The sequence below is a fragment of the Thermoplasmata archaeon genome, from assembly GCA_036395115.1.
Lineage (GTDB): Archaea > Thermoplasmatota > Thermoplasmata > RBG-16-68-12 > RBG-16-68-12 > RBG-16-68-12.
Window position 1 is genome coordinate 16,728 of the sequence record DASWDU010000023.1, and the last position, 22,125, is coordinate 38,852.

Genomic DNA, 22,125 nt, shown 5'->3' on the forward strand with positions numbered 1-22,125 from the left:
GCCTCACGGATTCTGTTTGAGATCGTACGCCCGCATCTGGGCCACCCGAGCCACATCGGCCCGGCCTGCCTTCGTCGCAGACTCCATTGCCCGCTCGTACGCGACGATCGTCGCCTGACGAAGGGTCGGGTCGCCGCTCGTCGAGGCCTGCTCGCTCATCGCCTCCGCCGTGTCGAAGAAGTACTTCGCCGCGCTGAGATGATCACCGAGCGTCCGGAAGAACGCCCCCGCGAACAGGCCCTCGTGGGTGAGCCCTTCCGCGCCGGCGGAGAAGTTGTCCTTCAACACGGAGGCATATTCCTTCGCGATGTCGGGAAGCGAGGGGTCGCCATGGAGGTCTTGTACGGCGTTGCGGTACTCGACGAGGGCCAAGTATTGGCGTTCGTCGCGGGCCATCACGGCGTCCTCGAGAGAAAGGTATCCCTGGCCAGCTTTCCGTCGCCACACGCCCGCCTCGGGGAGCCGTCCGAGCTTCTCGCTGCAGCGCGCGAGCGCCTGGAAGATTCCGACCCGATCGAGGGAAGAACCGGACTCCGTGAGCGTCGCGTAGTGTGGGAGTGCCTTCGCGAACTCCCCGCGCGCCTCCGCGTCGATCGCCTCAATGAGGTCGGACATGGAGTGGCGAAGTCGCTCACGGGATATGAGCCTGCGCTCGTCGTCGGAGAAGAAAATTTAAGTGGGTCGGCTATTCGCGGCGCATGGCCGAAATCATCATCGCCTTGATCCTCCGGTTCCTCCATATCTTGTTCGGAATCGCTTGGATTGGCGCGCTCGTGTACGGTGTCGGGGTTCTCGGTCGCGTACTCCCCCGCGTCGACGCGGCCTCCCGAAAGGAATTCATGAAACATTTCATCCCGGTCGTCACCCAGTTCCTTCCGGGGAGCGCGGTCATGACAATCCTCTTCGGGTTCCTCCTCTACCTGTACCTTGGCGAATTCGACGTCGCCATCCTCGCGGGGAGCGCGTGGGGGCGGACTCTCCTTTTCGCCCTCGTCCTGGCGCTCGCGACGTTCGCCATCGGCATGGTGTTCGGTGTCGGGAGCGCGAAGAAGATCCTCGGACACCTGAAGGAGGAGTCGTGCACCCACGGTCCCGAGGTCGGGGCCCTCCAGAAGCGGTTCAACCTCTCCCAAGTCATCAGCCTCGGTCTCGGGCTTGTGATCGTCGTGCTGATGGTCCTCGCGACCGAAGGGATGTGAGCCTCAGATCTCGGCCCACTTGCCGTGGCCTTCCCACACCCGGACGTGCAGCGGGAACTTGATCTTCGCCTGGAGCCGCTTCGAAATCAGCTCGCAGATGTTCTCGACGGTCGGGTACTCGAGGAAGTCGTTCCAGTCTTTGTGGTCGTACTCGGCGAGGATCGTGCGCAACGCCTTCTTGATCTCCGCGAAGTCGAGGAGCATCCCGCCCTTGTGCTCCCCTTCGATGGTGACGTCGATCTGGTACGTGTGACCGTGGAGGGACCCGCAACGCTCGTGGCCCGGGAGGTGGTGCGCGCAGTCGATGTACTCCGTGACCCCGAGCTTCATCGTCCGCACGAAGAGCCCGGCGGCCATAAAGATTGGCCACCGCGGCCATCAAATCGGCGTCACGGTGAGGAACCTCAACGGTCCCGTACCCCGCTGCATGAACTGGTGTTCCTCGTTCGACTGGACGAGCAGCACGACGCCCGGGCGGAGGACGAGCTTCGAGCCGCCGATGATCGCGGTCCCGCGGCCTTCCGTGACGACGAGCTGGTGGTCCCACTCGTGGCGGTGCATCGCGGAGTATCCGCCCTTGCCCAGGATCAGCTCGTGCATCGAGGTCTTCCGCGCGCCGTCCTCGCGCCCGATGAGCTGGCGCATCTTGACGTTGTAGCTGCCGTCCTCCAGGAAACGCACGGGCCCGACGGACCGGACCGTCGTCGTGTACATGGTGTGCGGCCGGGGAATCGCCCCACCCGAATAAGATTTGCGTCTCGTCCGCTCACGCCTCGTGCGCGACCGGATCCTCGACGCCGACGGCGGCGAATGCGGTGCGCCGCTCCTTGCACGACTCGCAGGTGCCGCAGTGGACGTCGCGGTCCCAGTAGCAGGACCACGTGATGTCGAATGGGACGTTCATCTCAAGGCCCATCCGCACGACTTCCTCCTTCGACTTGCCGCTCAGCGGCACGAGGATCTGCACCGGCGACTTGTCGTACGACCAGAGGCTCAGGTGGAACACGCTGTTCAGGAAGTTGAAGAACTTCGGACTCGCGTCGGGGAACGACTCCGGGTCGATTCCGTTGTGTCCGCCGACGATGTACCGCACCCCGCCGAGCTCCGCGTAATAGCCCGCGAGGGCGTAGAAAATCAGGTTCCTCCCGGGGATGTAGCCCTCGGGGGACTCGAGGAGCAGCCGGTTCTCGATCCCCTGCGCGCGGAGGTCGTGGACCTCCTTCAGGAAGGGGAGATCGACGTGGCGGGCGTTTTCGATGCCGCTCCGTTCGGTGAGTGCGGCGATGGCGGCGTTCTCGCGCCGCGGCCGACCGAAGTAGTCGAACGTCAGCGGCTGGAGGTCCCAGCCCCGCGCCTTCGCCCACCACAGCGTCACGGCCGAGTCGATGCCGCCGGAAAGCAGGACGATCGCGCGGTCCATGCATCATGCCGCCTGGGCCCCTCGTCGAAGTCGCGAGGGACCCGCGGACGGGAGCCCTCGGCGCCATAAATATCTGTCCCAGGAACGGACACGCGTCGGTGCTTCGGTCGCTACGCGGCGGGCGGCGGAGGCACGTGGTACGGCTGCCACAGGACGGACAGCTCGTCCTCGATTCCCTCGATCGTCTCGCCCGACCAGTGCACGAGCCGCGCGCCGTACCGGTCCTGGAGCACCGCGAGCAGGTGACGCAGCCGGTGGACGATATCCTCCGTCTGGCCAGACTTCACGAGCACCGCCGCGACGACCCCGCTGTCGTTGCACATCACGAAGCGGTGGTCCCCCAATGTCACCTCGTGGACCTCGCCGTCCCGTTCGGAAAAGGCCTCGCGGACGAACGACGAGATCGCGGAGATCATGCTCCCGACCACGTCGCGGTCCTTGTCGGACATCAGGCTCCGGGACATGTGTTTGACCAGGAGACCGTTCGGCCCGATCAGGAAGACCTCCTCGACCACGGGCTCCGGCGGGACCTCGACGACAAACTCGGTCGGCGGGGGCGGAGGCAACTCGGGCTCGACCGCCGAGGCCCTTGTGAAAGGGGTGAGCTCGACGGCGCGCGCCGGGGTCCCCTTCTTCGCCGTCTTGACCGACGCGATGTGCCAGACGTCCGACGAGGCCCAAGCGAGCGCGAGCCCCGCGACGATCGCGAGGACCCAGCCCGTGGCCGGCGTCCATGCGAGGACCGTCCCGGTCGCGGGGTCGTACGTCTGGCCCCGGAATTCGGGGATGCCGGCCCCGAGGCTCGGCAGGTCTGCCGTCGCCGCGGCAGGCAGTGTGAAGACAATCGCGAAGGTTGCGTACAGGATCGAAGCACAGGCGCCGAGGAACGCGACGCCCGCGTATGTTCCGCGTATCCCCTTCCAACGCGAGAGCGCGGTCAAGGCAACGCCGCCGAGCGACGCGATCATCCCGATCAGAAAGAACTGGGCGAACTCGCCGAACGCGCGGGCCATGTTCGGTTGCGACGCCGAGAGCTCGGCGTAGCTATAGGACCGGGACTCTTCGAGTTGGTTCGATGTCTTGTTGAACCGTTCGCGATGCGCGGAGAACAGGCCGTATTGCCAGACGTCGCGGACTTGCGCGTTCTCGAGCCGCCACTCCCAGGTCGGCTGCCCGAAGACGGCGACGGCTAAGGCGATGGCTACCCCTGCGGCAGCGATGCCCGACCAGACAGACATGTCTGGAAATTCGACGCCGCCGTGCGGTTATGAGGCCTCTCACGTGGTTATCGGGGCTGACACGAAAAATCAAGATTGAGAACCGACCTTAGCGGCCTTTCCATGCCGGATCGCGCTTCTCGAGGAACGCCCGCACGCCTTCCTCCTTGTCCTCGGACGCCATCGCGAGCGCGAAGAGGCTCTGCTCGTACCGACGGCCTTGGTCTAAGGGTAGCCGCGTCGCCGCGTGAATCGCCGCCTTCGCCAGTCGGACCGCGACGGCGCTGTGCGCCGCAATCTTTCCGGCGATCTCGAAGGTGCGCTCTTCGAGCCGCGCGTGCGGGACGACCTCGTCCACGAGGCCGAGCCGGAGGGCTTCTGCCGCATCGATTCGATCTCCGGTGAGGGTGAGCTTCATCGCGTTGCCCATGCCAACGAGCCGCGGCAGTCGCTGGCTCCCACCTCCACCTGGGATGATCCCGATGTTGATCTCCGTCTGCCCGAGCGTCGCCTGCTCCGATGCGATTCGGATGTCGCATGCCATCGCGAGCTCGAGTCCGCCACCGAAGCAGTAGCCGTTGATCATCGCGATGATGGGCTTCGCCACCCGATCGACCGCGTCGTACAAGGTTCCGTGCTCGTTCATGCGCCACTGTTCCATCGGCGTCCGACCTTGGAACTCGTGGATGTCTGCGCCGGCCGTGAAGGCCTTGTCGCCTGCGCCCGTCATCACGATTGCGCGCACCTTCGCGTCCGTGTCGGATTCGTGCAATGCGCGGATGAGTTCCTCTTTCATCATCATCGACATCGCGTTCAGTTTGTCGGGACGGTTGAGGATGATGAGGCCCGCGGAATCCCGACGGCTTGTGACAATCGTCTCAAAGTTCATGATATCGGCGGGAGGAAGGCCCTCAGGCGACTTGAGTCCTCGCTCCGGGGTTACCTCTAAACGGGGTAAGCCGCCCGGTTCCCGTCGGTCGCCTCGGCGGTTTCCATCGATTTGCGGGGCCCCCGCTCACTTCCCCTGGAACGTCGGCTTCCGCTTCTCGAGGAAGGCCCGGAATCCTTCTTTCGCGTCGGCCATGGCGAAGAGCCGGTTCTGCAACTCCCGTTCGAGCGCGAGGCCCTCGTACATCGGCATCTCGAGGCCTTCCGTCACGGATCGCTTGATGAGGCCCACGGCCCGCGCCGAGTGCTGCGGATACGTCAGCCCCTTCGCGAAGGCCATCGTCTCCTCCCAGAACTTTTCCCGTGGGAAGACCCGGTTCAGGAGGCCCCAGTCCAGCGCCTCCTTCGGCGTCAGCATGCGGCCCGTGGCCATGAGGTCGATTGCGCGGCTCTTGCCGACCAGGCGCGGCAGACGCTGTGTGCCGCCTGTGCCGGGTAGGACGCCGAGCGTGACCTCCGGCAAGCCGATCCGCCACGCGCCGTCCGATGCGACCCGGAGATCGGTCGACATCGCGATTTCGAGGCCGCCGCCGACGCAATGTCCGTCGATCGCCGCGATGAACAGCTTCGGCGTGCTCTCGAGCTTGTTCAGTGTCTCCTGGCAGTCGAGGCAGAACATCGCCTTGTAATCCGGCGTCGAGGTCGCGAGGAGGTTGATGTCCGCGCCCGCCGACCAGATGCCGTCGAGTTTCGACGCGAGCACGCAGAGGTCGACGTTGTCGTCGAACCGCACGTCGTCCACGACCGCGCTGAGGTCTCGCATCAGGTCCGCATCGTAGGTGTTCGCCTTCGGCTTGTTGAGCCACGCAATCGCGACGCGGTCTTTCTTCTCGAGGGAAATGTATCTCAGGTCCATCGCACTGCCTCGGGCGTGCCAAGGATTCAAGTCGTTATAAAAGCTGGCTCTTTCAGCGGGATGCGACGGACTCGGGCGTCCCCCACTTGTCGTTGAACAGGAACTCGTCTTTGACGAACTCCCAGTGCCGGCTCGTCATGTAGCGCGCGGGCAGGACCGTCTTGAGGTAGTCGACGTACTCGGCGCGTTCGACCGGTCTTCCGTCGTCGGCCAGCGCTCGTCCGTGAACGTCGTACGGCAGGTACACGTACCCGACCCCCGCCGCGTCGGATCCGGGGAGCCGGTAGTCGCCGTACTCGCGGAGTCCTCGGATCCGGAAGAACCGCCGGTCGGGGAGGAACAACAGATCGTCCTTCGTGAGCCCGTGGACGGTCTCGCCCTTCTCCTGGGTTCGACGCAGGATCGCCTCGGCCTCCTCCCGGGAGCATCGCGTCCTCGCCTGGACAATCGCGAGGTTCGCGTCCTTCACCTTCCCGAGGACCTCGTCGATGTAGATCGCCTGCGCCTCGGCGTTCTTCAGGGTCTTGAAGACGCCCTTGACGAGATCCCCGCCGAGTTCGGACCCGAACATCTCGAGCCCGCGGGGGTACCACATGTTCAGCGTCGCCTGCAGATCCGCGATTCCAAAGTTCCCGCCGTCGAGGGTCGCGGCGACCGCGATTGCCTTCATGAGCGTCTCGCCTGCGGCGAGATGGTACGATTCCTCGAGGAAGCGCATCCAGGGCATCGAGATTGCCATGGGGCCGTAAAGGAAGTGATGTTGCATCTCGAGCTGGAACTTCCCGACGCGGTCGATGAACGACAGGAACGTCGCGGAGTCCATGAGGCTCTTGAACTCGATGTTGAAGGCGTCGAGGACGTGCTCGCCCGGCTTCATCGCGAAGAGCTCCTCCATCGTCTCCGTGGCCCAGCGGCGGCCCCACCGCGCCTTGTCGAACGTCTCGTCGAGCGTCAGCACGCCCGCCATCTGCATGTGGTGCCGCAGTTCCTCGACGCATACCCGTTTCTTCGAGAACGAGATCGCATCGAGCCGGTGGCCCGTCGGGTCCGTCCGGTGGATGCCCTCGACGATCTCCTTGTCGAAGCCGGTGAGAGAGCCGCCGTCCAGCTGTTCGTACACCATGCGGTGTTGCTGAATCGACCCGAGCTCCGTCGACGCCTGCGCGCGGATGATCTTGAGCGCGGTCATGAACTGCGCATCCGGCATCTTGTCCGCGGTCCAGACCCGGTTCGAGAGGCTGGCCGTCGCCGACGTCGACCCGACGACCTTCTGAGCGAACCCGCCGAAGCCGTCTGGCTTCGCCATGATCACGCTCAGGCGTGGCATCGGCGTCTCTGGGTAGTACCGCGACCAGTTCGGCTGGTCCAAGACCTCCGGCATCTCGGGGAAGTACGTCTCCTGCCAGCGCTTCCCCTCGTCCTGCCATTTTTTCGGGAGCGACTCGATCCGGAATTGGTCGAGGAACGGCATGCCGCCTGTACGATGCACACGGGGAAGGATGAACCTTTCTTGCGCGCGCCCTCACGCCCTCGCGATGCGTCGGTCGGCCTCGGATCCGAGCACGACGACTCCGAAGGCGACGAACGCCCCCAGCCCGCGGGTCCCCACCCAGGAATCACACGAGGATTTCGAAGAGCGCGAGGAGTCCCACGACCGCGACGAGGCGCCGCAGATACTTGTGGCGCCCGATCTTGGGATCTTCTCCGTGGGGGCGAAGGCCGATCGCCTACTTCCCGCTCCCTTCCTGCGGATCGAGGTCCTCGCGATCCTGCGCCGACCGGCGCCGGAATCCATTATCCCTTTGACGACCGTCCAATAACCTACTTCTAGCGGGCACTCGTGCTCGACTTGCGAAGAGGTAAAGCCCCGCATGAACAGAGCATTCGGAATTGCGGCGTTCGCCCTCGCCGTGGGCCTCGCGCTCACGGCTGCCGTGGCACTCGGGGTCGGTTTGCCTTCGCAGGCGAATCAACATGCCGCGGACGCGGCTTCGGCAGCACAGTCCGGAGCCGACGTCAGCGGCCACCCCAACGCCACGGTGAACCAAGTGCCGCCGGGCCCGCCCGCGTGGCTCAACGACAGCGCCCCATACGGGCCGCCGACTTGGGTCACGTCCGGAGGACCGCCCACTTGGGTCATCCTGCCGTAGTCGGATGTCGATCCGGACGGCAGGACTTCCCCCTTTTGCCTCAACGACGCTCGAGCACGCCGACGTAGTCCCCGGGCACGTATCCGCCTTCCCAGATTACGCGGACGAGTTCCCATCCCGTCCCCTCCGCGAGCCGCGCGAGTTCCTCCGGTGAAATGAGCAGGAGTTCGAACCAGTCCCCCACCTTGCCTCTGTAGCGCACGCGCAAGATGAGCAGGCCGGCCGGCCGTTTCCTCCGCAGGTTCCGTTTCACGTACGGCAGGTGGTCGTCCGACCACGTGCCGGGAATCCGGCTGTTGCCGATGATCCGAGCGCGCGTCCGGGTGATTTCCCGGAGCTCCCGCAGGAAGCGCCGCGTCCGTGGGAGATCCCCCGGCAGGCCGAGGTTGTTGCCCAGCATCAGGACCGTGTCGAACGTCCCCAGGCCCCGCGGCAGGCGCCGCACGCTCGCCTCGTACACCTGCGCGAGGCCGCGGATCCGTGCGAGCGCAACCTGCGTCGGGGACGCGTCCACGCCGACGACGTCGAACCCTTTCTTCTGGAGGAAAAGGGCGTGTCGGCCGGGTCCACATCCGAGGTCCAGGACGCGGCCGCGGACGAGCCGCAGCGCCTCCCGTTCCATCCGAGGCCACCGGCTCGAGGGCGCGAAGGAACCCTCGATCTTCGAGGCGCTGCGGTACCCGTCGTCCCGCTCGAACTCCACGAGGACCTTCTTCCCGAGCCAATGATCGAGCATCGCGCGCGCGTACAGCTCGAACGAGGATCCGGGAGGCGGTTTCTGCGAGGACGTCGGCACGGTCGCCGCCGGATGCGACGTTGTCGTATTGAGCCTTCCCCCCGCGAGCGCGCAGCTACAAGATAGTCGGGGCGCGCAAGCCTTTATGCCGTCCGATGCCCTAGCGCCGCCGGGGTCGGAGATGGCGCGCGTCCGCAAGGAAGCGAAGTTCGAGGTTTTCGGTCAGGAGATGCTCGAGAAGGTCGTTGCGAAGAGCGGCAGCTCGGGTCGCGTGTACTTGCCGCCGGACTGGATCGGCAAGCGAGTGAAGGTCATTCGCGTCGAGTGAGGACCGCGTATGGCGAGCCGCTTCGGGCCGACCGACTTCGCTGCCTGCGCGCGATGCGGCAGCGACCAAGTGCACCCGAAGCTCCTCGTGATGGGGCCGATTGCGGGGATCGATAGCGACAGCCGGGCCTACGTGTGCCATGTGTGCGGCTACGAGGGCCTCCCGATCCTCTTCGACACCGCCGAGGAGCGCGCGCAGTTCGAGCGGGAGAAGAAAGGGCTGTGGCCCGCCGAGCCGAAGTCCGCGAACAAGGGGGTTCGCAGCATCCCGATCCTCCCGATCCAAACGGACCCGCTGATTGACATCAAGGTCCTCGACCTCATCCCGATCCGCGTCGCCAACGTCACGGGCGTCCGGTGGGAGGACGGCCGGCTTCAACCGACGGCGTACCGCGCCTCGTTCCAGGAGTACTGGGACGCGATCGGGGGCCCGCGGTACAATGCGGCCCTCGTATTCATGCTCGACCTGAGCGGCGTGAACCGCGCGAACCCGAACTTCGATGTGACGCGACATCTCGTGAAACGGTGCGACGTCTGGCTCGACTCCGGCGGCCGCGAGCCGGAAGAGGTCATGGACGGCTACATGCTCGACGTCGAGCGGGTCGTCGCGGGTTCAAAGACCCTCCGCGGCATCGGCGCGTTCGCGGAGCTGTACGGGCTTTCGTCGGAGGTGTTGCCGTGCCTCGACTGGGACGGCCGCGTCGTCTGGGGAGACCCGCGGGAAACGCAGGTCGAGCTGCGGCACGTCGCGAAGCGCCTTCGATCGATCGGCTTTCCGTCGTTGTGCGTCATGGACTTGCGACGCCTCGGGACGGAACTCGGCCCCGACCCGGCGCTCCTCGCCCTCCTGGAAGGGCTGGACGCGGAGCTGTACATCGGCGGCGGCATCCAGGAAACCGACGTGGCGGCGCTGGGCGAGCGCGGGTTCGCGGGCGGCCTTGTCGATCCGTACACGCCCGTAATCCGCGACCTGATGCGCCCTCCGAAAGAGCGGTCGACGACGGAAGCGACCGCACCCGCCGCCGCGCCACGCACCCCGCCGGCCCCGGACGCCGTGCCGGGTCCCTCCTGAAGACGTGGGACGCCTTTTACCGGGGATCGCACAGAAGTTCCGTCCCCGCAGCCAGTCCGTTAAGAATTCTGACATAACTATAAGGCCGCCAAGCGGCTCCGCGCGACGGGGAGGCGGACTGGGTATGGCATTAATGCTGGACGTGAACTTCTTCATCGCCATCATCGCGGCGACAATCGTGAGTTTCGTGATCGGGGGACTGTGGTATGGACCCCTCTTTGGGAAGGCGTGGATGGCCGCCATGGGGAAGACCGAGGCGGACCGGGAGGCGATGCGAAAGCAAGCGCCGAAAGGGTTCGTGGTCGCGCTCGTCGGCGCCTTCATCGCGTCGTTCGTGCTCGGGATCTTGCTTCAATACGCTCGGCTGGCGAACGTCGGGTTGCCCGCCGGGGTCGTCGGAGGGCTGGCGCTCGGATTCCTCGTCTGGTTCGGGTTCCCGTTGACCGGGATGATCACCGGGGCCATCTTCGAAGGCGCCTCCGGAAAGCTCGTCGGGATCAACCTCGGCCACGCCCTCGTAACCTTCCTCGCGATGGGGCTCGTCCTCGGGATCTGGGTCTGAGCCGAACTCCGCGGAAAGAGTCAAGTCCCAGGGCCCCGTCCGGGACCGGAGGGAATCGATGTCCGCGCGAAAAGTCCCGAGGCCGTTCGACCTGCATTGGGGGAAAGGCGTCATCGCCGAAGAGGCGTCCGTCGTGACGCCGTTCCACGAGCCGACGATCCAGTTGCTCGCCTTCGACGACGGGTCGAGGTCGTTGCGGTTCTGTGCATACCACGACTCGTCCTTCGCGCGGATGCCTCTCATCGTCTCGGAAGAGCACATCGGGGCGCTCGCGAAGGCAGTCAGGAAGAGTCCGCAGATTCGGCGGCTTCTGAAGGAACTCGTCGGATGAGCGCCCGCGCATAGCGGGCATGTTGGCGGAGTGCGCTCAGACGCGTTCGACCTCGACTCCCACCTTTCGGATGATGTCGAGGCCTTCGTCGGACCGATACGTGGCTCGGTAGTACACCTTCGAGACGCCCGAATTCACGATCGCCTTGGCGCATGTGATGCACGGCTGGGCGGTCACGAAGACGACCTTCCTTGGGTCGTTGACCCGCACCTTGATCAGCGCGTTTACCTCCGAGTGAACGCAGCCGCACCCGCCGGGCTGGTCGGCTTTGCAATCGTCGTGAGATAGTCCTCTTGCGGTCCCATTGTACCCGAATCCGTAGATTTGGGTCATGTCTTCGGACGCGATGACGCATCCGACCTGGAATCGTTTGCACGTGGCCCGTCGGGTGAGGGACGTCGCGAAGTCCATGATGAGGCTCTCAAGACTCGGTCGTTCGATCGTCCCCATGGCGGATCTCCTCAGATGCTCCCACGCAAACCCTGGGTCGGCTTAAGGTTTCGGAAGGATCGAGGAACGGACGTTCCGCGGTCCCGCTGGAAGCCTTAATCCTCATTCGCGGCGATGCCCGCGGACGATGAGATTGGAGTCGGCCTCCGTGGCCGCGCCAAGCGTCTCGCCGGAACGAGTCGCAGCCTTCCGCCTCGCGAGGCACCACCTGTCTGAACGCGCGCCGACCTCGGCCTTGGCGCGGGTCGCAGGCGACATGGTGGGCGCGCAGGCCCAGGTCCTGTCTGCGGCGCAGATCTCCCTATGGGCGCGGACTCGGGGCTTGCGGCTCGAAGACGTCAATGCGGCGCTCTCCGAACAGCGGACTCTCGTGAAGACATGGTGCCTCCGAGGAACGCTTCACATCATCCCTTCCAACGACTTCGCGGTGTTCGTTCGCGGATCGGCACGGCGGGGCGCCCGCTGGACCGCGTGGATGCTTCGCGCTGGGATCCCGATCGACGCGGTCGACCGGCTCCTCGAGGCGGTGCGGGATGTGCTGGACCGGCCCCTCACGCGAATGGAAATCGCGGGACGGATTCGAGACACGCTCGGCATCAAGATCGCTGCGAAGTCGGGCCGCGGCTGGGGTGGGCCATCGAACGCGACCGGATTCCAGATCGCCGGCACCACCTTGTCCCTCGATGGGATCATGTTCCTCGCGGGTCAGCGGGGCCTCGCCTGTTTCGGTCCAATGCGCGGCGCGGAGGCGACGTTCGTCCGCCCGGAGGACTGGCTCCCGAACTGGCACGACATGCCCGCCGAGAAGGCCGAACCCGAACTCCTGAGGCGCTACCTTCGGGGGCACGGCCCCGCGACGGTGCCGGATTACGCCCGCTGGACGTACATGACTGCCGCCGACACCCGCGATGTCTGGCGACGTCTCGAACCGGAGATGGCCCCCGTCGACGTGGCAGGACGGGTCGGTTGGGTGTTGCGCGGGGACCTGGCCGCGCTGCGACGGGCGAAGCTCGACGGGCCGATCGTCCGCCTCCTACCATCCTTCGATTCGTTGCTCCTCGGCCTGGTGGACAAGGGCCACCTCGTGGACGCGACGCACTACAAGCGCATCTACCGCCCGCAGGGATGGCTCTCGCCGGTCGTCCTCGTGGATGGCCGGGCTGCGGGTGTGTGGTCGTACGAACGGAAAGGGCGGCGACTCGCGGTCCGCGTGGAGGCGTTCCGCCGATTCCCTGCGGCGGTCCGCTCTCGAGTCACGGATGAATCGGAAGACCTCCGGCGGTTCTTCGGTATCCCCGAGGTCACCGTCGCCTTTCGCTGAATCCGAAGGCGGGCGGCGTATGCGACGCGGACCGAGACTTCGTGCATTGCCGGTTTCGCAATTCCCGGCGCAGCCTCGTCCCGACGCCGGCGTTCAGTCCGGGGTCGCTGTGGTCCATCCGCCCGCGGAAGGCAGGGGGATCGATCCCTCCGCTTCCGGTCGTTCCTTCTTCGTGCCTCGATTCCACAGGATGATGAGGACGCGCAAGGTGTTGGGGAACCTGCGGAATCGCATCGACACGCCGCTCTCCGCGATTGTGACGACTTCCAGGTTCATGGACTCCTCCTTCGAATCTCGATTCGGTCGCCCTCGTGAGAAAGGGAGAGCTTCGGGCCGCGCAATCACGCGGCCCGCGCGAGCCACACGTCGCCCCCGCGAAGACGATCGTCCTCGTCCGGAGACCGATTCTTCCGCCGAGAAGCGGCGGGCCGCCGCCGGCGACGATCGCGCTGCTTCCGGGTGTTCTTCTTGCTCATCGCATAGCCGATCAGCGCGAGTCCGCCGAGGACCCCGAGGAAGATTGCCTCGATTGGCGGTGCCACGGGCTCGGGCCGGCCCGCGATGGCGAGGCCATACACGACGACGCCCGCAAGGGCGGCAATCGCGGTACCCACGACGGTGGGAGCTGGGGAACGCCAGAAGGACGGGTCCCCCGCAACTGCAGGCCATGTCTCGTTCGATGCCAAGAAGTCATCCACCTCGCCGCCTACCCGCGGCGGCATCGCACTTAACCATCATTGGACGCTCCTCGAAGGAGCGAAAAAAGGCTCCGTCGCGGGCGTCGAAACGAAAATACTAAGAAGCCCGGTCCGCGGCCGGCCGCTTGGCGAGCTCCCGTTCCCGGAGCTCCCGGCGGAGGACCTTCCCGACGAGGGACTTTGGCAGGTCGGCCGTGAACTCAATCTGTTTGGGCACCTTGAACGGCGCGAGGCGCTCCTTGCAGAAGGCGATGATGTCGTCGCCCGACGCGGCCATCCCGGCCTTGAGCACGACGAACGCCTTGACCGTCTCGCCGCGGTACGGGTCCGGGACGCCGATCGCGGCGGCGTCCGCGACGGCCGGATGCATGAAAAGGACTTCCTCGACTTCCCGCGGGTACACGTTGTATCCGGAGCACAGGATCATGTCCTTCTTGCGGTCGACGATCGAGAAGTACCCGTCCGGGTCCATCGTGGCGATGTCGCCGGTCAGGAGCCATCCGTCCCGCAGCACGGCCGCCGTCTCCTCGGGTTTGTTCCAGTATCCTTTCATCACCTGTGGACCGCGGACGGCAAGCTCCCCGACCGCGCCTTGCGGGAGTTCCTTCGTCGCGTCGTCGGGATCGACGATCTTCGCGTCCGTGTCCGGGACCGGGATCCCGATGCACTCCTTCACCACGCCGTTCAGCGGGTTGCAGTGCGTGACGGGCGACGCCTCCGTGAGGCCGTAGCCTTCCACGAGCCGCCCTCCGGTGGCGGCCTCGAACTGCCTCCGCACCTCGTTCGGGAGCGGCGCGGCGCCCGAGACGCACGCTCGGATCGAGCGGAGGTCGTACTTCGCGAGCTTCGGATGGCGGAGGATCGCGATGTACATCGTCGGGGCGCCGGGGAATTCCGCCGGCTTCGTCTTGTCGATCAGCTTGAGGATCGCGCCGATCTCCCTCGGGTTCGGGTAGAGGACCATCTCGTTGCCCCGGACGACGGAGAAGAGCATGACCGCGGTGAGTCCGTAGACATGGAACAAGGGGAGCACGCCGAGCACGCGCTCGGGCCCGGTGGAACCCACGGCGAACCAGGCGGACGTCTGCAGCGCATTCGCGACGAGGTTGCGGTGCGTGAGCATCGCCCCTTTGGGCGTCCCCGTCGTCCCGCCCGTGTACTGGAGGACCGCGATGTCGTCCGGCGCCACGCGGGCCTCCTGGCTCGGATCGGCGGGAGTTCGCGCCAGGTCGGCGAATCGGTACACCCAAGGCTCCCTCGGAATGTCGAGCGGCCAGTGGCCCTGCTTCTTGAGGTCGTGCCGCCTCTTCATCGGGTAGAGCTGGCGGAGCGGGGTCCGGAGGAACTCGCGGACATCGCAGACGATGACGCGTTTCACGGGCGACCGCGTCTTCGCCTTGGAAACGTTGGCCCAGAACAGGTCGAGTGCGACGACGGTCTCGACGCCGGCGTCGTTCCAGATCTGTTCGAGCTCCCGCGGCACATAGATCGGATTCGTCTGCGCCACGACGCCTCCCGCCCGCAACACCGCGAAGAAGGCGACGACGAAATGGGGCGTGTTCGGGAGGAGAAGGGAGACGCGGTCCCCGACCCGCACGCCGATCCGGCGCAAACCCGCCGCGAACCGGTCGACGGCCGCGTCGAGTTCTCGATACGACAAGGACTTGCCGTAGAACGTCACCGCAGCACGATCGCCGTAGTCCCGCGCGGTGCGGCGGAGCAGCTCCGCGAGCGGGATATCCGGATAGTCGAGGGATCTCGGTACGCCCTCCGGCCAGCTCCCGGACCATGGCCTCGCCGACGCCGCTTCCGCGTGCATCCTTCGCCGACAACGGGGGCGAGGCCTAAAAGATAGTGGACCCCGGACGGTCTCTCGAAACGATTATCCGTCGCAGGGTCGCTCGGAGGCCCGATGCCCCAGGGGCCCGGCCTCCGCGCGGAACGGAAAGGACCCGTGGCCGTCCTCCGAATCGAGAACCCCCCGTGGAATCTCCTGACGCTCTCCATGGTCGCGGCCCTCGCGACGTCCGTCGCAGAACTCGAGAAGGACGACTCCGTCCGTTCGGTCGTCGTGACGGGGGATGGCCGCACGCACTTCTGCGCGGGCGCCGACATGGGCGAGTGGTCCCGACTCGGTCCGAAGGAAGCGCAAGCCGAGATCAGCCGGGGGCAAGATTCATTCTGGGCGCTCGAGCATCTCACGAAGCCGACGATCGCCGCGGTCGCGGGTTCGGCGCGCGGGGTCGGGGCCGAACTCGCCCTCGCGTGCGACATCCGCATCGCGGACGAGAGCGCCATGTTCTCGTACCCGGAGGTGGACCTTGGATGGATGCCGAGCCACGGGGCGACGGCGAGGCTCTCCAAGATCGTCGGTCGATCGAGGGCGCTCGAGATCCTCTTGAGCGGGAAAGAAGTGAAGGCGCTCGACGCGCTCCGCCTCGGGATGGTCGACCATCTCGCCTCTCCCGGCGGGGCGTTCGACCAGGCGGAAGCCCTTGCGACCGCATTCGCCGCGAAGCCCCGGCCGGCGGTGAAGGCGATCAAACGGGCGCTCACGGAAGGGGACGAGAAACCGTACCGCAACCGCTTCCTCCTCGAGTCGCAGCATGCGGTCCAGCTCGCTTGGACGGACGAGTACAAGGCCGCGATGGAGCGACTTCGCGAGAAGAGTCCCTGATCTTCGGAGGCGCGGACCAAGCGCGCGGCCGGAAGGTCCGGACGTGGCAGAGCCACGGACCCGCGAAAACCGCACCTTCGCTCGCGCGGCGGTCGAACACGGCCGTGGAAGGCGACGGGGGCTCCTCAGCCCCGACGCATGATCGTCTCCTTCGGCCCCCACCGCTTCAGCTCGATGTCGACGCCGACGTCAGTCGCGACGAACGAGCCGTCCCGAAGGCCCGCGTCCTTCAAGACCTTGCGGCGTTGCTCGCCGTCCTCGAATCCGAGTTGCGTCTGAAACATCCCGAAGTCGATCTCCACGGTCCCGTCCACCCGGACGGCGCCGACGAGCCGCGTCCCGCTCTCGAGGACCGCTCCGGGCGTGACGATCCGATGGGCACGGACCCGTTTCAGGTACCCGAAGCAAATCACCCGGCCCTCCGCCCACTCTCCCGCACGGACCTTCAGGTACGCATCCCGCGGATCGATGCCGTAGATGTCCACGAAGCTCGCGGAGTCCTTCGGATCGTACGACCAGCCTTTCTTCGGGTCCCGCGCGATGCGCATCCGGAGGTAGCCTTCCGCCTCGCAGTCCGGACACAGGACGGCCTCGAGGATCCGGCCCCTCACGGGGAACGCCGCCTCGAACTCGAGGCCCGATTTGATGGCACGAGGCACGGCGATCCCAGCGACTCCGATGGCGATAATGACGACGCGAGAGCTTCAAGCCGTCGCGGGCCTTACACGAGCCAACGCGCGGGGGAGCGGCGATCCCGGACGAACGCCTGGTCCACAACTACCTCATCGAGGCGGGCCTCGCGGAGCGCATGCCGAAAGGCATCCGCATCTGGGAGGAGACGTTGCGCGACGGCGAGCAGACGCCGGGCGTGGCGTACACGCCCGAGGAGAAACTTCGGATCGCGAGGCTCCTCGATGAGATTCGCGTCCCGATCATGGACACCGGTATCCCCGTCGTCTCCAAGGAGGAGGCGCGCGCCGTCCGGATGATCGCGGGCGAGGGGCTCGACGCGACGATCATGGCCGCCGCCCGCACGGTGCGCAAGGACGTCGACGCGTGCATCGCCTGCGATGTCGACGAGATCGCCCTCTTCACGGCGGGATCGGACCTGCACATCAAACTCAAGCTCGGCATGACGCGCGAGCAGGTGAAGGAAGCCGCGGTCCGCGAGACGGAGTATGCGGTCGCCCACGGCGTCGCGGTTTCCTTCGTCACGGAGGACACCTTCCGCGCGGACCTCGGTTTCGTCGTCGACCTCTACAACGCCTGTGCGGATGCGGGCGCCCACCGCGCGGTCGTGTGCGACACGGTCGGCATCATGACGCCGCCCGGGGTGCGATGGTTCTTCGAGCAGCTCCGGGGCCGCCTCAAGTCGACGGAGCTGTCGTTCCACGGCCACAACGACTTCGGCCTCGCGGTCGCGAACAGCCTCGCGGCGGTCGAGGCGGGGGTGCAGGTGCCTCACACGTGTGTGAATGGCCTCGGGGAGCGCGCCGGGAACGCGAGCTTCGAGGAACTCGTCCTCGCGCTGGAGGCGCTGTACGACTACGACACGGGGATCGACGTGTCCCGCATCTACGAACTCTCCCAGCTCGTGGAGAAGCTCAGCGGCATCCCGATCGGGACGAACAAGCCGCTCGTGGGCCCCAACGCCTTCGCCCACGAGTCCGGCATCCATGCCCATGGGGTGATCCGGCACACCGCGACCTACGAGCCGATCCAACCGGAGAAGCTCGGGAGGCAACGCACGTTCGTCTTCGGCAAGCACACCGGATCCCTCGCCGTCGCGGAGAAGCTCCGTGCGCGCGGCATCGAGGCGTCGCCGGAGCAAGTGGCGGAGCTCGTCCGGCTCATCAAGGGGTCCGCCGAGGCGCGTTCGAAGGAGGATCAGCAGGCGTTCATCGTCTCGCTCCGGGAACGCACGGAGCGGGGCCGCGGCGTGACGGACGACGAGTTCTGGTCGCTCGCCCGGAAAGCGGGCATCGAGGCGTCCGGAAATCGCGACGCATGAAGGGCCGGTTGCGGCTCACGACACCGTCAATCCGGTGTGCGAGTTCTGGAAATCGCGCTTCCGCCTCGGCGGCCTACCTCCTCGCGTCGGAAGGTGCCGGAGGACCGGCTTCCCCGACGGCGACGGTCTCGCCGGCGATGCCCGGGACCCCCGAGGCGGCGCGCTTGAGCAGGGACAGGTAAATCCCGCCGAGCGTCACGGCCGCACCCACGATTGCGAGGGGATCGAACACCTCGCCTCCGAGGGAGACGCCGAGGAAGATCGCGACGACCGGGATGATGAGGGCGATGAAGGACACGTAGGTCGCTTGGATTTGCTTCAGGAGCCATTGCCAGGCCACGAACGTGACGACGGACCCGGCGAGCGCGAGATAGAGGATTGCGCCGAGCCCTTGCGGCCACGAGGGGATCTGCCATGGCTCGCTCGCGACGAGCGAGACCGCGGCCAAGCCCGCCGCACCGACGGCCATCGACGCGGCGTTGAACGTGACCGGCTCGGTCTCGTGGCCCCACCGTTTCAAGGCGATGGTCGCGAACGCGGCGCACGTCGCGGCGACGACGATCGCCAGCATGGGGACCACTTTCTCGAGGCCCGCCGTCGCGAGCTGGCCGCGGAAAATGAGGACGACCCCGCCGAAGCCGACGACGATCCCGAGCAGTTTCTGCAGGGTGAGGCGCTCCGCCTTCAGGAACGCATTGGCCACGAGGGCGGTCTGCAGGGGGAACGACGCGAACAAGATCGCGGAGAGGCCGCTCTCCACCCCGTTGTTCTCGCCCCAGTAGATGAGCCCGTAGTCCGCGGTGAAGAGGACGATCCCGACGAACCCGACGAGGGCCCACTCCGTGCGGTTTTGCGGCCACTTCGACCGGAGGGCGAACGCGAGGACGAGGAGTGTGAGGGAGGCCACGGCGAACCGGAGGGACGCGGCAAGGAAGGGGGGCGCGCCCTCCAGGCCGATGCGGATCGCGAGCCACGTGGATCCCCAGATGATGCACAGCAGCGCGAACGCAGCGACCTGGGACCGCCGAGGGCTCACGGCCCGCCTAACGCCCTCCCATTTAGCCTTGGGCCCGGCATCCGTGAACGCAGATTCCGTTCGGCGCCGCCCCGCGAGGCGCTGTGGGTCTCGCGCCTCCGGACGAGCCAGGTTTATGAGCCGCGCGGGGGATGAGGTACGTCGCACGATGACCGCGCTCACGATGTCGGAGAAGATCCTCGCGCGCGCGAGCCACGTCGGCGTCGTCCGGCCGGGACAGATCGTCGACGGCGCCGTCGACCTGCTCTACATGCACGAGATGCTCGCGATGGCCCTCCTGCCGTTCAACGAGATCGGCACGATAAAGGTCTGGGACCCGGAGAAGATCGTCGTCACGCTGGACCACTGGGTCCCGCCGCCGACGCCCGAGATAGCGGCGATGCACCAGACGATCCGGGACTTCTGCCACAAGCAGGGGATCAAGCGGTTCCACGACGTCGGGGATCACGGCATCGTCCACCAGCTCATCGCCGAGCGGGGCTACGCCCATCCGTGGGACCTCGTGATCGGGAGCGACAGCCACACGAACATGGTCGGGGCCGTCGGCGCGTTCGCGGCGGGGATCGGCGCGACGGACACGGCGGCCGTGATGGCGACTGGGCGCCTGTGGCTCCGTGTGCCGGAGACGATCCGCGTCGACATCCGCGGTACGTTAGCGAACCGCACGGGCGCGAAGGACGTCATCCTCAAGGTCATCGGCACGACGGGCGACGACGGCGCGCGCTACGCGGCCGTGGAGTTCGCCGGGCCGACGGTGACGGCGTTCCCGATGAACGAGCGGTTCGTCCTATGCAACATGACCACGGAGATGGGGGCGAAAGTCGGGATGATCGAGGCGGACGAAGCCACGAAAGCGTATCTGGCCCATGCAGGCCAGCCGTTCCGGCCCATCGAGTCTGACGAGGATGCCTCGTTCGCCAAGACGTACGCCTTCGACGTCGACGGGATGGGCCCGCAGGTCGCGTGCCCGTCGAACCCTGCGAACCTGAAGCCGGTCGAGGACGTCGAGGGGACGAAGATCGATGTCGCGTTCCTCGGCTCCTGCACGAACGCCCGGATCGAGGATTTGCGAATCGCGGCGGAACTCCTGAGAGGCGAGAAGGTGGCGCCCCGGGTGCGGTTCCAAATCACGCCCGCCTCCCAGATTATCTACCGCCAAGCGCTCAAGGAGGGCCTCGTGGAGGTCTTCCTGGACGCGGGCGCGACGTTCACGTCGTCTACGTGCGGCCCGTGCTTCGGTGGCCACCTTGGTACTTTGGCGGGCGATGAGGTCTGCATCTCCTCGACGAACCGCAACTACCCAGGCCGCATGGGTTCGCCGCAAGCCCAGGTGTATCTCGCGAGCCCGTGGACCGTCGCGGCCTCGGCGATCCACGGAGAGATCACGGACCCGCGAAAGGTCTAGCCGGTCGCGAGCGCGAGGTAGACGTCCACTCGCTTGAGCGCCCGGGCGCTGGGTTCGACCTCAAGCCCCAAACCCTCCAAGGCATATGCACCAAGCACAGGGGCGTCTCGAGGCCGCGCGAAGACCACGAACGTACTAGCCCGTCGTCCCTCGCATTCGATCCTGGCCTCGCAAACCGGCCGATCGATCACCTTCCCGTCGACGGTCCGGAATTGGCGCATCTCGGAAGGCCGATGCCCGAGCTTCACCATCGTCTCCTTCGGCACCCAAGTCAAGAACGAGCCCGTGTCGACAATCATGTCAAGTACTTCCCGACGCGAAAGGTCCGCCGAGAAGACGATGACTCGCGTGTGGACGATGCCCATGGGGGCGGGACACATCGCCGTGCTTATCCCCGGTTCCACTACAAGTACATTAACACTCGCTATTTGTCGGCCGGAGCGTTTCAGCAACCTATATCGCACGCGATCGCTTTCGAAAGCTCGATGCAGACCCGCTTCAAGGGCCGGGTGTGGACGTTCGGCGACGACATCTCCACGGATCATATCATCGCGGGCAAGTATCTCGGGACGACGGACCCGAAGGTATTCGCGGAGCACGCGTTCGAAGCCATGGATCCGACGTGGGCGAAAAGAGTCCAGGCCGGAGACATTGTCGTCGCGGGAGCCAACTTCGGATGCGGCTCGAGCCGGGAGCAAGCTCCGATTGCGCTGAAGACGCTCGGGATCAGCTCGATCCTCGCGAATTCGTTCGCCCGCATTTTCTTCCGGAACGCGATCAATCTCGGATTCCCGGTGATCGAGTGTGCAGGGCTCCGTGAGAAAGTGAAGACCGGGGACACGGTCGAGATCGACATGGCCCGCGGCGAGGTCCATCTGCCGGATGCGAGCGTGATGCGGTTCGCGCCCCTCCCTCCAAACGTCCTCGAGATTCTCGAAGCGGGTGGGCTCGTCCCGAAATTGCGGAAGGAGCTCGCGGCGAAATCGTCGTGAGCGCGGACGTCATCGCGGCGGGCGTTCTGTCTGTAGATAGCCGATGACATCTTCCGGATGGCGATCCGGTGGAAAAACCGGATAGAACACTTTCTTCACGCGATCATTTGCGAGGATGAGCGTAAGCCGCTTCAGGAACACGTGGCCCTCGAACTCGAACGTCGGGAGGCGGAGGGACTTCGACCACGATCGGTCGGCATCGCTTAGCAATTCGAAAGGAAGGTGGAGTCGCCCGACCGCTTCTCGCTGCCACTCCCGGGTGTCCGTGCTCACGCCGTATACCTGGGCCCCGAGCGCGCGAAGTTCTGCATGGTGGTCTCGGAACGCGCACGACTCGGGCGTGCACCCGCGGGCCCCGGGGATGAGGTCCCATTCTTTCGGCGTCGGCACGTCGGGCCGACCCGTGTGCGGATAGACGTAGACGACGGTCGTCCCTCGCGCGGCGGCGAGATTGACGGAATGGCCCGCGGTCGATCGTAAGGCGACGGCTGGGAGTCGCATTCCGGCAAGGTGGTCGCATGCCCCGTCGTCAACCGGGACCGGAAGGTCGGGCGGGAGAGACGTAGCCGGTGCGCCGGCCATCAAGGAACCGCACACCCCCCGGACAGAAAAGGCCATCGGGGCCCAGCCGCCGGTCTGTGCAAGTTAACCTTGAACAAGGTTAACTTGGCGTGGTCCGTGCGATTCCCTGCACGGCCTCCGAATCCTTATTGCCGG

Annotated in this window: 29 protein-coding genes; 12 read left to right on the top strand and 17 right to left on the bottom strand. The window is 66.1% G+C overall.

The genetic code is table 11. The annotated features are described in order from the left end of the window. Positions 1-3: 3 nt before the first annotated feature. Positions 4-615 (bottom strand): hypothetical protein, encoded by a 612-nt coding sequence (locus tag VF992_05465; protein HEX9340603.1) that lies wholly within the window; start codon positions 613-615, stop codon positions 4-6. 83 nt (positions 616-698) lie between these two features. On the opposite strand from VF992_05465, the gene VF992_05470 reads away from it, so the two are divergent. Continuing rightward, on the top strand, positions 699-1,199 hold the full coding sequence (locus VF992_05470) for a hypothetical protein (GenBank protein HEX9340604.1): 501 nt from the start codon (positions 699-701) through the stop codon (positions 1,197-1,199). A 3-nt stretch (positions 1,200-1,202) separates the two neighbouring features. On the opposite strand, the gene VF992_05475 is transcribed toward VF992_05470, so the two are convergent. From VF992_05475 to VF992_05505, 7 genes are all read right to left on the bottom strand, one after another. Next, positions 1,203-1,529 (bottom strand): 6-carboxytetrahydropterin synthase, encoded by a 327-nt coding sequence (locus tag VF992_05475; protein HEX9340605.1) that lies wholly within the window; start codon positions 1,527-1,529, stop codon positions 1,203-1,205. A 48-nt stretch (positions 1,530-1,577) separates the two neighbouring features. Then, positions 1,578-1,913, bottom strand: coding sequence for a cupin domain-containing protein (locus tag VF992_05480; GenBank protein HEX9340606.1), 336 nt, complete (start codon positions 1,911-1,913; stop codon positions 1,578-1,580). 52 nt (positions 1,914-1,965) lie between these two features. Beyond that, positions 1,966-2,619: a 7-cyano-7-deazaguanine synthase gene (locus VF992_05485; protein ID HEX9340607.1), complete on the bottom strand. Its 654-nt coding sequence runs from the start codon at positions 2,617-2,619 to the stop codon at positions 1,966-1,968. A gap of 110 nt (positions 2,620-2,729) precedes the next feature. Then, entirely contained in the window at positions 2,730-3,857 is a 1,128-nt protein-coding gene (locus tag VF992_05490; protein ID HEX9340608.1) for a hypothetical protein, read from the bottom strand. Between the two features lie 88 nt (positions 3,858-3,945). Further along, positions 3,946-4,725, bottom strand: a complete 780-nt coding sequence (locus tag VF992_05495; protein HEX9340609.1) for an enoyl-CoA hydratase-related protein — start codon at positions 4,723-4,725, stop codon at positions 3,946-3,948. Positions 4,726-4,851: 126 nt separating this feature from the next. Further along, on the bottom strand, positions 4,852-5,640 hold the full coding sequence (locus VF992_05500; GenBank protein HEX9340610.1) for an enoyl-CoA hydratase-related protein: 789 nt from the start codon (positions 5,638-5,640) through the stop codon (positions 4,852-4,854). Positions 5,641-5,692: 52 nt separating this feature from the next. Beyond that, positions 5,693-7,111: a hypothetical protein gene (locus VF992_05505; GenBank protein HEX9340611.1), complete on the bottom strand. Its 1,419-nt coding sequence runs from the start codon at positions 7,109-7,111 to the stop codon at positions 5,693-5,695. Positions 7,112-7,175: 64 nt separating this feature from the next. On the opposite strand from VF992_05505, the gene VF992_05510 reads away from it, so the two are divergent. Both VF992_05510 and VF992_05515 read left to right on the top strand, forming a co-directional pair. Beyond that, positions 7,176-7,460 (top strand): hypothetical protein, encoded by a 285-nt coding sequence (locus tag VF992_05510; GenBank protein HEX9340612.1) that lies wholly within the window; start codon positions 7,176-7,178, stop codon positions 7,458-7,460. A 51-nt stretch (positions 7,461-7,511) separates the two neighbouring features. Beyond that, positions 7,512-7,790 (top strand): hypothetical protein, encoded by a 279-nt coding sequence (locus VF992_05515; GenBank protein ID HEX9340613.1) that lies wholly within the window; start codon positions 7,512-7,514, stop codon positions 7,788-7,790. A gap of 40 nt (positions 7,791-7,830) precedes the next feature. Here VF992_05515 and VF992_05520 read toward each other — a convergent pair whose 3' ends face one another. Continuing rightward, entirely contained in the window at positions 7,831-8,586 is a 756-nt protein-coding gene (locus VF992_05520) for a class I SAM-dependent methyltransferase (GenBank protein HEX9340614.1), read from the bottom strand. A gap of 121 nt (positions 8,587-8,707) precedes the next feature. On the opposite strand from VF992_05520, the gene VF992_05525 reads away from it, so the two are divergent. The 4 genes from VF992_05525 to VF992_05540 all read left to right on the top strand — a co-directional run bounded on the left by VF992_05525 (position 8,708) and on the right by VF992_05540 (position 10,818). Further along, positions 8,708-8,854, top strand: a complete 147-nt coding sequence (locus VF992_05525; GenBank protein HEX9340615.1) for a DUF2080 family transposase-associated protein — start codon at positions 8,708-8,710, stop codon at positions 8,852-8,854. A gap of 9 nt (positions 8,855-8,863) precedes the next feature. Next, positions 8,864-9,925 carry a HisA/HisF-related TIM barrel protein gene (locus tag VF992_05530; GenBank protein HEX9340616.1) on the top strand — a complete coding sequence of 354 codons (1,062 nt, stop codon included), beginning with the start codon at positions 8,864-8,866 and terminating at the stop codon, positions 9,923-9,925. A gap of 124 nt (positions 9,926-10,049) precedes the next feature. After that, positions 10,050-10,487, top strand: a complete 438-nt coding sequence (locus tag VF992_05535; protein ID HEX9340617.1) for a DUF1761 domain-containing protein — start codon at positions 10,050-10,052, stop codon at positions 10,485-10,487. Positions 10,488-10,545: 58 nt separating this feature from the next. Next, entirely contained in the window at positions 10,546-10,818 is a 273-nt protein-coding gene (locus VF992_05540; GenBank protein ID HEX9340618.1) for a hypothetical protein, read from the top strand. A gap of 36 nt (positions 10,819-10,854) precedes the next feature. On the opposite strand, the gene VF992_05545 is transcribed toward VF992_05540, so the two are convergent. Further along, entirely contained in the window at positions 10,855-11,268 is a 414-nt protein-coding gene (locus VF992_05545) for a deaminase (GenBank protein HEX9340619.1), read from the bottom strand. 127 nt (positions 11,269-11,395) lie between these two features. Here VF992_05545 and VF992_05550 point away from each other — a divergent pair, with 127 nt between their 5' ends. After that, a complete protein-coding gene (locus tag VF992_05550) occupies positions 11,396-12,589 on the top strand; it encodes a winged helix DNA-binding domain-containing protein (protein HEX9340620.1) in 1,194 nt (397 codons plus the stop codon). Positions 12,590-12,682: 93 nt separating this feature from the next. Here the strand turns inward: VF992_05550 and VF992_05555 are convergent, their stop codons facing one another. From VF992_05555 to VF992_05565, 3 genes are all read right to left on the bottom strand, one after another. Next, a complete protein-coding gene (locus tag VF992_05555; protein HEX9340621.1) occupies positions 12,683-12,865 on the bottom strand; it encodes a hypothetical protein in 183 nt (60 codons plus the stop codon). 65 nt (positions 12,866-12,930) lie between these two features. Continuing rightward, positions 12,931-13,287 carry a hypothetical protein gene (locus VF992_05560; GenBank protein ID HEX9340622.1) on the bottom strand — a complete coding sequence of 119 codons (357 nt, stop codon included), beginning with the start codon at positions 13,285-13,287 and terminating at the stop codon, positions 12,931-12,933. A 97-nt stretch (positions 13,288-13,384) separates the two neighbouring features. Beyond that, positions 13,385-15,106 (bottom strand): long-chain fatty acid--CoA ligase, encoded by a 1,722-nt coding sequence (locus VF992_05565; protein ID HEX9340623.1) that lies wholly within the window; start codon positions 15,104-15,106, stop codon positions 13,385-13,387. Between the two features lie 93 nt (positions 15,107-15,199). Here VF992_05565 and VF992_05570 point away from each other — a divergent pair, with 93 nt between their 5' ends. Further along, positions 15,200-15,964, top strand: coding sequence for an enoyl-CoA hydratase/isomerase family protein (locus VF992_05570; GenBank protein HEX9340624.1), 765 nt, complete (start codon positions 15,200-15,202; stop codon positions 15,962-15,964). Between the two features lie 125 nt (positions 15,965-16,089). On the opposite strand, the gene VF992_05575 is transcribed toward VF992_05570, so the two are convergent. Continuing rightward, positions 16,090-16,623 (bottom strand): hypothetical protein, encoded by a 534-nt coding sequence (locus VF992_05575; GenBank protein ID HEX9340625.1) that lies wholly within the window; start codon positions 16,621-16,623, stop codon positions 16,090-16,092. 149 nt (positions 16,624-16,772) lie between these two features. On the opposite strand from VF992_05575, the gene VF992_05580 reads away from it, so the two are divergent. Further along, the gene (locus tag VF992_05580) at positions 16,773-17,975 is read left to right on the top strand and encodes a homoaconitate hydratase (protein HEX9340626.1); all 1,203 of its coding nucleotides are present in this window, start codon (positions 16,773-16,775) and stop codon (positions 17,973-17,975) included. Between the two features lie 73 nt (positions 17,976-18,048). Here the strand turns inward: VF992_05580 and VF992_05585 are convergent, their stop codons facing one another. Next, the gene (locus VF992_05585; GenBank protein HEX9340627.1) at positions 18,049-19,011 is read right to left on the bottom strand and encodes an EamA family transporter; all 963 of its coding nucleotides are present in this window, start codon (positions 19,009-19,011) and stop codon (positions 18,049-18,051) included. 148 nt (positions 19,012-19,159) lie between these two features. On the opposite strand from VF992_05585, the gene VF992_05590 reads away from it, so the two are divergent. Beyond that, on the top strand, positions 19,160-20,416 hold the full coding sequence (locus VF992_05590; protein ID HEX9340628.1) for a 3-isopropylmalate dehydratase large subunit: 1,257 nt from the start codon (positions 19,160-19,162) through the stop codon (positions 20,414-20,416). Here VF992_05590 and VF992_05595 read toward each other — a convergent pair. After that, a complete protein-coding gene (locus tag VF992_05595; protein HEX9340629.1) occupies positions 20,413-20,796 on the bottom strand; it encodes an aspartyl protease family protein in 384 nt (127 codons plus the stop codon). The two genes, VF992_05590 and VF992_05595, sit on opposite strands and share 4 nt — an antisense overlap. A gap of 105 nt (positions 20,797-20,901) precedes the next feature. Here VF992_05595 and VF992_05600 point away from each other — a divergent pair, with 105 nt between their 5' ends. Further along, positions 20,902-21,408 carry a 3-isopropylmalate dehydratase small subunit gene (locus tag VF992_05600; protein HEX9340630.1) on the top strand — a complete coding sequence of 169 codons (507 nt, stop codon included), beginning with the start codon at positions 20,902-20,904 and terminating at the stop codon, positions 21,406-21,408. 9 nt (positions 21,409-21,417) lie between these two features. Here VF992_05600 and VF992_05605 read toward each other — a convergent pair whose 3' ends face one another. Further along, positions 21,418-21,909, bottom strand: coding sequence for a peroxiredoxin (locus VF992_05605; GenBank protein ID HEX9340631.1), 492 nt, complete (start codon positions 21,907-21,909; stop codon positions 21,418-21,420). Positions 21,910-22,125: the final 216 nt, after the last annotated feature.

Bases quoted from the DNA above. Each gene is read 5' to 3' on its own strand.
- VF992_05530 (HEX9340616.1), top strand. From the start codon at position 8,864: ATGGCGAGCCGCTTCGGGCCGACCGACTTCGCTGCCTGCGCGCGATGC.
- VF992_05605 (HEX9340631.1), bottom strand. From the start codon at position 21,909: ATGCGACTCCCAGCCGTCGCCTTACGATCGACCGCGGGCCATTCCGTC.
- VF992_05525 (HEX9340615.1), top strand. From the start codon at position 8,708: ATGGCGCGCGTCCGCAAGGAAGCGAAGTTCGAGGTTTTCGGTCAGGAG.
- VF992_05475 (HEX9340605.1), bottom strand. From the start codon at position 1,529: ATGAAGCTCGGGGTCACGGAGTACATCGACTGCGCGCACCACCTCCCG.
- VF992_05550 (HEX9340620.1), top strand. From the start codon at position 11,396: ATGAGATTGGAGTCGGCCTCCGTGGCCGCGCCAAGCGTCTCGCCGGAA.
- VF992_05540 (HEX9340618.1), top strand. From the start codon at position 10,546: ATGTCCGCGCGAAAAGTCCCGAGGCCGTTCGACCTGCATTGGGGGAAA.
- VF992_05580 (HEX9340626.1), top strand. From the start codon at position 16,773: ATGCCGAAAGGCATCCGCATCTGGGAGGAGACGTTGCGCGACGGCGAG.
- VF992_05595 (HEX9340629.1), bottom strand. From the start codon at position 20,796: ATGTGTCCCGCCCCCATGGGCATCGTCCACACGCGAGTCATCGTCTTC.
- VF992_05490 (HEX9340608.1), bottom strand. From the start codon at position 3,857: ATGTCTGTCTGGTCGGGCATCGCTGCCGCAGGGGTAGCCATCGCCTTA.
- VF992_05470 (HEX9340604.1), top strand. From the start codon at position 699: ATGGCCGAAATCATCATCGCCTTGATCCTCCGGTTCCTCCATATCTTG.
- VF992_05545 (HEX9340619.1), bottom strand. From the start codon at position 11,268: ATGGGGACGATCGAACGACCGAGTCTTGAGAGCCTCATCATGGACTTC.
- VF992_05505 (HEX9340611.1), bottom strand. From the start codon at position 7,111: ATGCCGTTCCTCGACCAATTCCGGATCGAGTCGCTCCCGAAAAAATGG.
- VF992_05500 (HEX9340610.1), bottom strand. From the start codon at position 5,640: ATGGACCTGAGATACATTTCCCTCGAGAAGAAAGACCGCGTCGCGATT.
- VF992_05570 (HEX9340624.1), top strand. From the start codon at position 15,200: ATGCCCCAGGGGCCCGGCCTCCGCGCGGAACGGAAAGGACCCGTGGCC.
- VF992_05535 (HEX9340617.1), top strand. From the start codon at position 10,050: ATGGCATTAATGCTGGACGTGAACTTCTTCATCGCCATCATCGCGGCG.
- VF992_05480 (HEX9340606.1), bottom strand. From the start codon at position 1,913: ATGTACACGACGACGGTCCGGTCCGTCGGGCCCGTGCGTTTCCTGGAG.
- VF992_05510 (HEX9340612.1), top strand. From the start codon at position 7,176: ATGCGTCGGTCGGCCTCGGATCCGAGCACGACGACTCCGAAGGCGACG.
- VF992_05600 (HEX9340630.1), top strand. From the start codon at position 20,902: ATGCAGACCCGCTTCAAGGGCCGGGTGTGGACGTTCGGCGACGACATC.
- VF992_05515 (HEX9340613.1), top strand. From the start codon at position 7,512: ATGAACAGAGCATTCGGAATTGCGGCGTTCGCCCTCGCCGTGGGCCTC.
- VF992_05495 (HEX9340609.1), bottom strand. From the start codon at position 4,725: ATGAACTTTGAGACGATTGTCACAAGCCGTCGGGATTCCGCGGGCCTC.
- VF992_05565 (HEX9340623.1), bottom strand. From the start codon at position 15,106: ATGCACGCGGAAGCGGCGTCGGCGAGGCCATGGTCCGGGAGCTGGCCG.
- VF992_05465 (HEX9340603.1), bottom strand. From the start codon at position 615: ATGTCCGACCTCATTGAGGCGATCGACGCGGAGGCGCGCGGGGAGTTC.
- VF992_05590 (HEX9340628.1), top strand. From the start codon at position 19,160: ATGACCGCGCTCACGATGTCGGAGAAGATCCTCGCGCGCGCGAGCCAC.
- VF992_05485 (HEX9340607.1), bottom strand. From the start codon at position 2,619: ATGGACCGCGCGATCGTCCTGCTTTCCGGCGGCATCGACTCGGCCGTG.
- VF992_05555 (HEX9340621.1), bottom strand. From the start codon at position 12,865: ATGAACCTGGAAGTCGTCACAATCGCGGAGAGCGGCGTGTCGATGCGA.